5 protein-coding genes and 1 pseudogene are annotated in these 6918 nt (G+C 72.3%); 1 reads left to right on the top strand and 5 read right to left on the bottom strand.

What is annotated here, in order from left to right:
• Positions 1–300 (bottom strand): annotated as a pseudogene (locus ACWGJY_RS33320) (hypothetical protein); the annotation flags it as partial.
• A 232-nt stretch (positions 301–532) separates the two neighbouring features.
• Here ACWGJY_RS33320 and ACWGJY_RS33315 point away from each other — a divergent pair.
• Positions 533–1753: an amino acid deaminase/aldolase gene (locus ACWGJY_RS33315; RefSeq protein WP_453264613.1), complete on the top strand. Its 1221-nt coding sequence runs from the start codon at positions 533–535 to the stop codon at positions 1751–1753.
• A 132-nt stretch (positions 1754–1885) separates the two neighbouring features.
• On the opposite strand, the gene ACWGJY_RS33310 is transcribed toward ACWGJY_RS33315, so the two are convergent.
• The 4 genes from ACWGJY_RS33310 to ACWGJY_RS33295 form a co-directional block, all read right to left on the bottom strand.
• Positions 1886–3187 carry a haloacid dehalogenase-like hydrolase gene (locus tag ACWGJY_RS33310; protein WP_453264612.1) on the bottom strand — a complete coding sequence of 434 codons (1302 nt, stop codon included), beginning with the start codon at positions 3185–3187 and terminating at the stop codon, positions 1886–1888.
• A gap of 124 nt (positions 3188–3311) precedes the next feature.
• Positions 3312–4097, bottom strand: a complete 786-nt coding sequence (locus ACWGJY_RS33305; RefSeq protein WP_453264611.1) for a 3-oxoacyl-ACP reductase — start codon at positions 4095–4097, stop codon at positions 3312–3314.
• Entirely contained in the window at positions 4094–5473 is a 1380-nt protein-coding gene (locus tag ACWGJY_RS33300) for an aldehyde dehydrogenase family protein (RefSeq protein ID WP_453264610.1), read from the bottom strand. Before ACWGJY_RS33300 ends, ACWGJY_RS33305 begins: the two co-directional genes overlap by 4 nt.
• 11 nt (positions 5474–5484) lie before the next feature.
• The gene (locus ACWGJY_RS33295; protein ID WP_453264609.1) at positions 5485–6852 is read right to left on the bottom strand and encodes a glutamine synthetase family protein; all 1368 of its coding nucleotides are present in this window, start codon (positions 6850–6852) and stop codon (positions 5485–5487) included.
• Positions 6853–6918 lie beyond the last annotated feature (66 nt).

Genomic DNA, 6918 nt, shown 5'->3' with positions numbered 1-6918 from the left:
GACCGGACGGGGCGGCAGCGGGGCACCGGCGGCGGGCGGCCGCACACGGGGCGCAGCGGCGGGGCGCGGCGGGACCGGGGGCGCGGCGGGGCCGGACGGGGCAGCGGGGCCGGACGGGACGGCGGGAGCGGACGGGACGGCGGGAGCGGACGGTGGCACCGACGGCTCGGGCGGCACCCGGCGCAGCACGGCCGTGTGCGGGTCGTCGGCCGGCTCCGGCGCCGCGGCGGGCCGGCGGGGTGGCTGCGGGGGTATGGGGGGGATGTGTCGCGCATCGGCGAATTCCGCGTCGGTGCTCACCCGCGCTCCCCCTTGCGCCGCTGGCCTCCGGACCCGATCCGCAATCGGGGCACGGTGGTTCGTATCCGGACAACACACTGCTGACCTGCTGGTTGCGGTGTCGAGCCACTGTAAGGGCTGGCGCCGCCGCCGCTCCAACCCATGCCCGCTCTGTCGCAATCTCCCCCCTACCCAGTGGTGGGGTACCTCCCACACCCTTCAGTAGTGGGGAAGGGTCTGGCAGGCTGCGGCCATGCCCCCGCACACAGTCAATACGTATGGCGACAAAGCCGGTTACGACCGGGCCACCGCGCATCTCGACGCGCCGCTGGCCGTCGTCGACCTGCAGGCCTTCGACGCCAACGCCGCGGATCTGGTGCGGCGCTCGAAGGGGAAGCCGGTCCGGGTGGCGAGCAAGTCGGTGCGCTGCCGGGCGCTGCTGGAGCGGGTGCTGGCGCGCGACGGTTTCGCGGGGATCATGAGTTTCACGCTCGCCGAGTCGCTGTGGCTGGCGCGCTCGGGCTTCCCGGACATCCTGCTGGCCTATCCGTCGGCGGACCGGGCGGGCTTCGCCGAGCTGACCGCCGGCCCGGGGCTCGCGGCCGCGGTGACGGTGGTGGTCGACGATCCGGTGCAGCTGGACCTGATCGATGCGGCCCGGCCGGCCGGCGGGGCGGGCGAGGAGGTGCGGGTGTGCCTGGAACTGGACACCTCCTACCGTCTGCTGGGCGGGAAGGTGCGGGTCGGTGCCCGCCGCTCGCCGCTGCGGACGCCCGCCCAACTGGCCGCGCTGGCCCGGACCGTGGTGCGCCGCCCCGGATTCCGGCTGGTGGGGCTGATGGCGTACGAGGGGCATGTGGCCGGTGTGGGCGACGAGGTCGCCGGGAAGCCGGTGTTCTCGCGGGCGATCCGGGTGATGCAGGCGGCGGCCCGCAAGGAGCTGGCGCAGCGGCGCTGGGAGGCCGTACAGGCGGTGCGGGCGGTGGCGCCGCGGCTGGAGTTCGTCAACGGCGGCGGGACGGGCAGCGTGCAGCACACCGCGGCGGAGGCGGCGGTCACCGAGGTCGCGGCCGGGTCGGGGCTGTACGTGCCGCGGCTGTTCGACAACTTCCGTTCGTTCAGCGGGCGTCCGGCGGCGCTGTTCGCCCAGCCCGTGGTGCGCCGGCCCGGTCCCGGCGTGGTGACGGTGCTGGGCGGCGGCTATCCGGCGTCGGGGGTGGCGGGCCCGGACCGGCTGCCGGTGCCGTATCTGCCGGCCGGGCTGCGCTACGACCCGCAAGAGGGCCCCGGCGAGGTGCAGACACCGCTGCTGGGTCCGGCCGCGGACGGGCTGCGCATCGGCGACAAGGTGTGGTTCCGGCATGCGAAGGCCGGTGAGCTGTGCGAGCGGTTCACGCAGCTGGCGCTGATCGACGGGGACCGGGTGGTGGAAACGGTGCCGACGTACCGGGGAGAGGGCCACGCCTTCCTGTGAGGGGCCGGTCCCCGGACCCGGGCGGGTCCGGGGACCGGGGTCGAGGTCCGGGGTCCGGTTCCGGTTCCGGTTCCGGGTCCGGGTCCGGGTCCGGGGACAGCCTCCGCGGGCGGCGCGGCCCGCCCGTTCCCGTCAGCCGTGGATCCGGTCCTGCTGGTCGGGCACCACGCTCCCGTCGGGGCGGCGGACCGGGCCGAAGCTGCCGTCGGTGTTGTTGTAGCCCTTGGTGGCGCAGGGGTAGGCGCCGGACTTGCGGGGCAGCGGGTCGAGGAACATCGGGTTGACCACCCAGCGGCCGTCCGCGTTGTCGTAGCCGCGGCACATCAGCTCGCTCTTGTTGCGGTTGACCGCCAGATGCGCGCCGGTGGCGTCGTTCACGAACGTCACATCGGTGTCGGCGTCGCCGCCGCCGAGCGCGATGCGGTGGGCCGGGTCCTGCTTCCGCCAGGCCTTGGCGCCCTTGATCTTGAAGATCTCCTGGTTGATCCAGCAGCGCTTGCCGTCGATGTACGGAATGACCTCGCCGTGGCCGTCCTTGACATCGCCGCAGCCGCGGATGCCGGTGGTGAACCTGCCGTCGTGGACCATGCTGCGCACGCCGATGGTGTGCCGGGCGTCCACGCCCACGCCGCCGGACCAGGCCTCGGCCACGGTCTCCGAGGAGGCGGAGACGATATAGACGTCAAAGCCGGCAGCCTTCAGGGTGCGGATCAGGTCCTTCTGCTGGTCGTAGTAGCGGACGTAGCCGGCCAGTTTGTGGGTGCCGACGGTCTGCTCGGTGCCGACGGGCGCCGCGAGGTTCTCGGCGCGGGCCTTCTTGGCGTACGAGGTGAGCGCGGCCGGCCGCAGACCGGCGAACAGCTGGGGCACCCAGGCGTATTCGGGCACCGTACGGCGGTGGTTCCAGTGGCCGGCGAAGGCCTCGGCGCCGCTCATGGTCTTCGCCTCGCCGCGGATCTCCATGATCTCGTCGGTGCAGGCGGTGTTCTCCGCGGTGTGCAGCGGCCGGCCGGCCGGGACGGCGGTGCCGCAGGCCTTGGTCAGCGCGCGGTCGGCGGCCTTGGTCAGCCAGGGGCTGGTGTCCCGCCAGCTGCCGGGCTGCAGGATCTTGTCGTGCCGCAGTGCCCAGGCGAGGGTGGCGTCGGAGATGTCGTTCTTGACGACGGTGTTGTCCCAGTCGAAGGCGGCGACGGGGCGGTGCTCGAACCGGCCGTCCGGGTGCGAGCACAGCCCGCGCTCGTCGATCATCTTCTGCAGCTTGGCGCGGTTGTGGCCGTACCACTTGATGCTCGTGGAGAGCTGGGGACAGGCGGCGCGCGCCGGGGCTGCGGCGGGGGCGGCCGTGGCCGGCGCGGTGGCCGTGAGCGCCGAGAGGGTGGCGGCCCCGGCGATTCCCAGGGCGAGGGCGTACCTCTTGGAGCCTGTGGTACCCACTGTGTCCTCCGTGGTCAGGGGTTGGGGAAGCACTCCGGGACCGGCACGCAGCGGTGCCGGTCCCGGAGGGGAGGTCGGACTTTACCTTCGGGTCCCGCCCGCTCCGCAGAGGCGGGACGGCGCATCAGACGGGAGTGACGTAGGCGCCCGCGATACCGCCGTCGACCAGGAACTCGGCGGCGTTGACGAACGAGGAGTCGTCGCTGGCGAGGAACGCGACGGCGGCGGCGATCTCCTCGGGCTCGGCGAACCGGCCGACGGGGACGTGCACCAGGCGGCGCGCGGCGCGCTCGGGGTCCTTGGCGAACAGCTCCTGCAGGAGCGGGGTGTTGACCGGCCCGGGGCACAGGGCGTTGACCCGGATGCCCTCGCGGGCGAACTGGACGCCCAGTTCGCGGGACATGGACAGCACGCCGCCCTTGGAGGCGGTGTAGCTGATCTGGGAGGTGGCGGCGCCCATCACCGCCACGAAGGACGCGGTGTTGATGATGGAGCCGCGGCCCTGGTCGCGCATGTAGGGCAGCGCGTGCTTGCAGCAGAGGTAGACCGAGGTGAGGTTGACCTCCTGGACGCGCTTCCAGGCGTCCAGTCCGGTGGTGAGGATCGAGTCGTCGTCGTCCGGGGAGATGCCGGCATTGTTGAAGGCGATGTCGACCGAGCCGTAGGTGTCGAAGGCGGTCTTGTAGAGCGCCTCGACCTGGTCGGAGTCGGTCACGTCGACCTGGACGAAGAGGCCGCCGACCTCCGCGGCGGCGGCCTTGCCCGCCGTCTCGTCGATGTCGGCGCAGACGACGTGGGCGCCTTCGGAGGCCAGTCGGCGGGCGGTGGCCAGGCCGATGCCGCTGCCGGCCCCGGTGATCACGGCGGTACGGCCGACGAGGCGGCGGCACACTGCGGTCTGCTCGGTCACGTGGTCTCCTCGGTGCTGATGAAGATGTTCTTGGTCTCGGTGAAGGCGGTCAGTGCGTCCGGGCCCAGCTCACGGCCGAGGCCGGACTGCTTGAACCCGCCGAAGGGGGTCCAATAGCGCACACTGCTGTGGGAGTTGACGGAGAGGTTGCCGGCCGCGACACCGCGCGAGACCCGCAGGGCGCGGCCGACGTCCCGGGTCCACAGCGAGCCGGACAGGCCGTAGTCGCTCGCGTTGGCGAGCCGGACGGCGTCGGCCTCGTCGTCGAAGGGCAGGACGACGGCGACCGGGCCGAAGATCTCCTCGACGGCCGTACGGTCCTCGGGGCGCCCCTCCAGGACGGTGGCCGGATACCAGAAGCCCTTGCCGGCGGGCGCCTCGCCGCGGATGGCGGCCGGGGCGTCCTCGGGGACGAAGGACCGTACCCGCTCGCGCTGGGCGGCGGAGATCAGCGGGCCCATCAAGGTGGCGGGGTCGGCCGGGTCGCCGACGGTGAACGCCTTGACGGCCGGCTCCAGCAGCTCCATGAAGCGGTCGTAGACGGAGCGCTGGACGAGGATGCGGCTGCGGGCGCAGCAGTCCTGGCCGGTGTTGTCGAGGAAGGAGCCGGGGGCGGCGGCCGCGGCGGCTTCGAGGTCGGCGTCGGCGAAGACGATGTTGGGGCTCTTGCCGCCGAGTTCGAGGGTGAGCCGCTTGGTCTGTGCCGCGCAGCGGGCGGCGATCTGCCGGCCGGTGGCGGTGGAGCCGGTGAAGACGACCTTGGCGACCCGGGGGTGGTCGACCAGCGCGGTGCCGGTGACCGGTCCCTCGCCGGGCAGGACCTGGAAGAGGCCCTCGGGCAGCCCGGCCTCCAGGGCGAGTCCGGCGAGCCGCAGCGCGGTGAGCGGGGTGGTCTCGGCGGGCTTGAGGAGGACGGCGTTGCCGGCCGCGAGCGCGGGGGCGGTGCCCCAGGCGGCGATCGGCATCGGGAAGTTCCAGGGGGCGATGACGGCGACGACGCCGAGCGGCTCCTGAACGGTGATGTTCAGACCGCCGGCGACCGGGATCTGGGTGCCGTTCAGGCGCTCCACTCCCCCGGCCGCGTAGTGCAGCAGGTCGCGGACGTTGCCCGCCTCCCACCGGGCGTTGCCCAGCGGGTGGCCGGCTTCCTTCCGTTCCAGTTCGGCGAGCGGCTCGATGTGCGCGTCGACGACCTCGGCGAACCGGCGCAGGATGCGGGCCCGGTCGCCGGGTGCCACGGCCGCCCAGGCCTCCTGGGCGGCGGCGGCCCGCCGGACCGCGGCATCGACCTCTTCGGGGGAGGTGGTGGGGACGGTGGCCACCACCTCCTCGGTGGCCGGGTTGAGGATGTTCAGCTCGTGCAGACCAATGGACACGGTCGGGTTCCTTACATGCGCTCGAAGGAGCGGAAGCGCTCCCAGTCCGTGACGGCTGCGTCGTAGGCGTCCTGCTCGACGCGGGCCATGTGGCGGTAGTGGTCGACGACCTCGTCGCCGAACGCCGCGCGGGCGATCGGGCTCTGCTCCCACAGTTCTGCGGCCTCGCGCAGCGTCGTGGGGACGTGGGCGGCGTCACCGGTGTAGGCGTTGCCGGTGGTCGCCTCGGGGAGTTCCAGCTCGTGCTCGATGCCGTACAGGCCCGCCGCGACCATGCCGGCGACCGCGAGGTAGGGGTTGACATCGCCGCCGGGCAGGCGGTTCTCCAGGCGGTGGGCGCGGCCGTGGCCGACCACCCGCAGGGCACAGGTGCGGTTGTCGGGGCCCCAGGCGACGGCGGTGGGCGCGAAGGAGCCGGGGCGGTAGCGCTTGTAGGAGTTGATGTTGGGCGCGTAGAGGAGCGTGAAGTCACGCATCGCGGCGACCTGGCCCGCCAGGAAGTGCTGCATGGTCTTCGACATGCCGTACGGGCCGTTGTCGTCGGCCAGCACCGGGCGGCCGTCCTCGTCCTGCAGCGAGAGGTGGATATGACAGGAGTTGCCCTCGTGCTCGTCGTACTTCGCCATGAAGGTGAGCGACATGCCCTCCTGGGCGGCGATCTCCTTGGCGCCGGTCTTGTAGATGGAGTGCTGGTCGCAGGTGGTGAGCGCCTCGTCGTAGACGAACACGATCTCGTGCTGGCCGAGGTTGCACTCGCCCTTGGCGGACTCGACGGTCATGCCGGCCGCGCCCATCTCGTTGCGGATGCGGCGCAGCACGGGCTCGACCCGGCCGGTGCCGAGGACGGAGTAGTCGGCGTTGTACTGGTTGGCGGGGTTCATCCGGCGGTAGCCGCGGGACCAGGCGTCTTCGTAGGTGTCCTTGAAGAGCATGAACTCCAGCTCGGTGCCGGCGTGGGCGCTCCAGCCGCGCTCGGCGAGCCGGTCGAGCTGGCGGCGCAGGATCTGCCGCGGGGAGGCGGCGACCGGCGAGCCGTCGTGCCAGCCGAGGTCGGCGGTGATCAGAGCGGTACCCGGGTTCCAGGGGGTGCGGCGCAGGGTGCCGGGGTCGCCGTGCATGGCGAAGTCGCCGTAGCCGCGTTCCCAGGAGGACATCGCATAGCCCTCGACGGTGTTGAGGTCGACGTCGACGGCGAGGAGGTAGTTGCAGCCCTCCGTGCCGTGTTCGAGGACGGTGTCGAGGAAGTATCGGGCCGCGAACCGCTTGCCCTGGAGCCTGCCTTGCATATCGGTGAAGGCGAGGACGACAGTGTCGATCTCCCCGGCGTCGACGAGGACCCTCAGTTCCTCGACGGAGAGTGGGGGCGTGCGGTCTGCCACGGTATTGCCTCCTGTCACTGCATCCGGAGGTCATAAGGTAGGCACACGAACCATTGATTGGGAAGG

This window comes from Streptomyces sp. NPDC054765 (assembly GCF_053612065.1).
The sequence above is the reverse complement of the archived record's forward strand: the minus strand, read 5'-3'. Positions and strand labels throughout refer to the sequence as shown.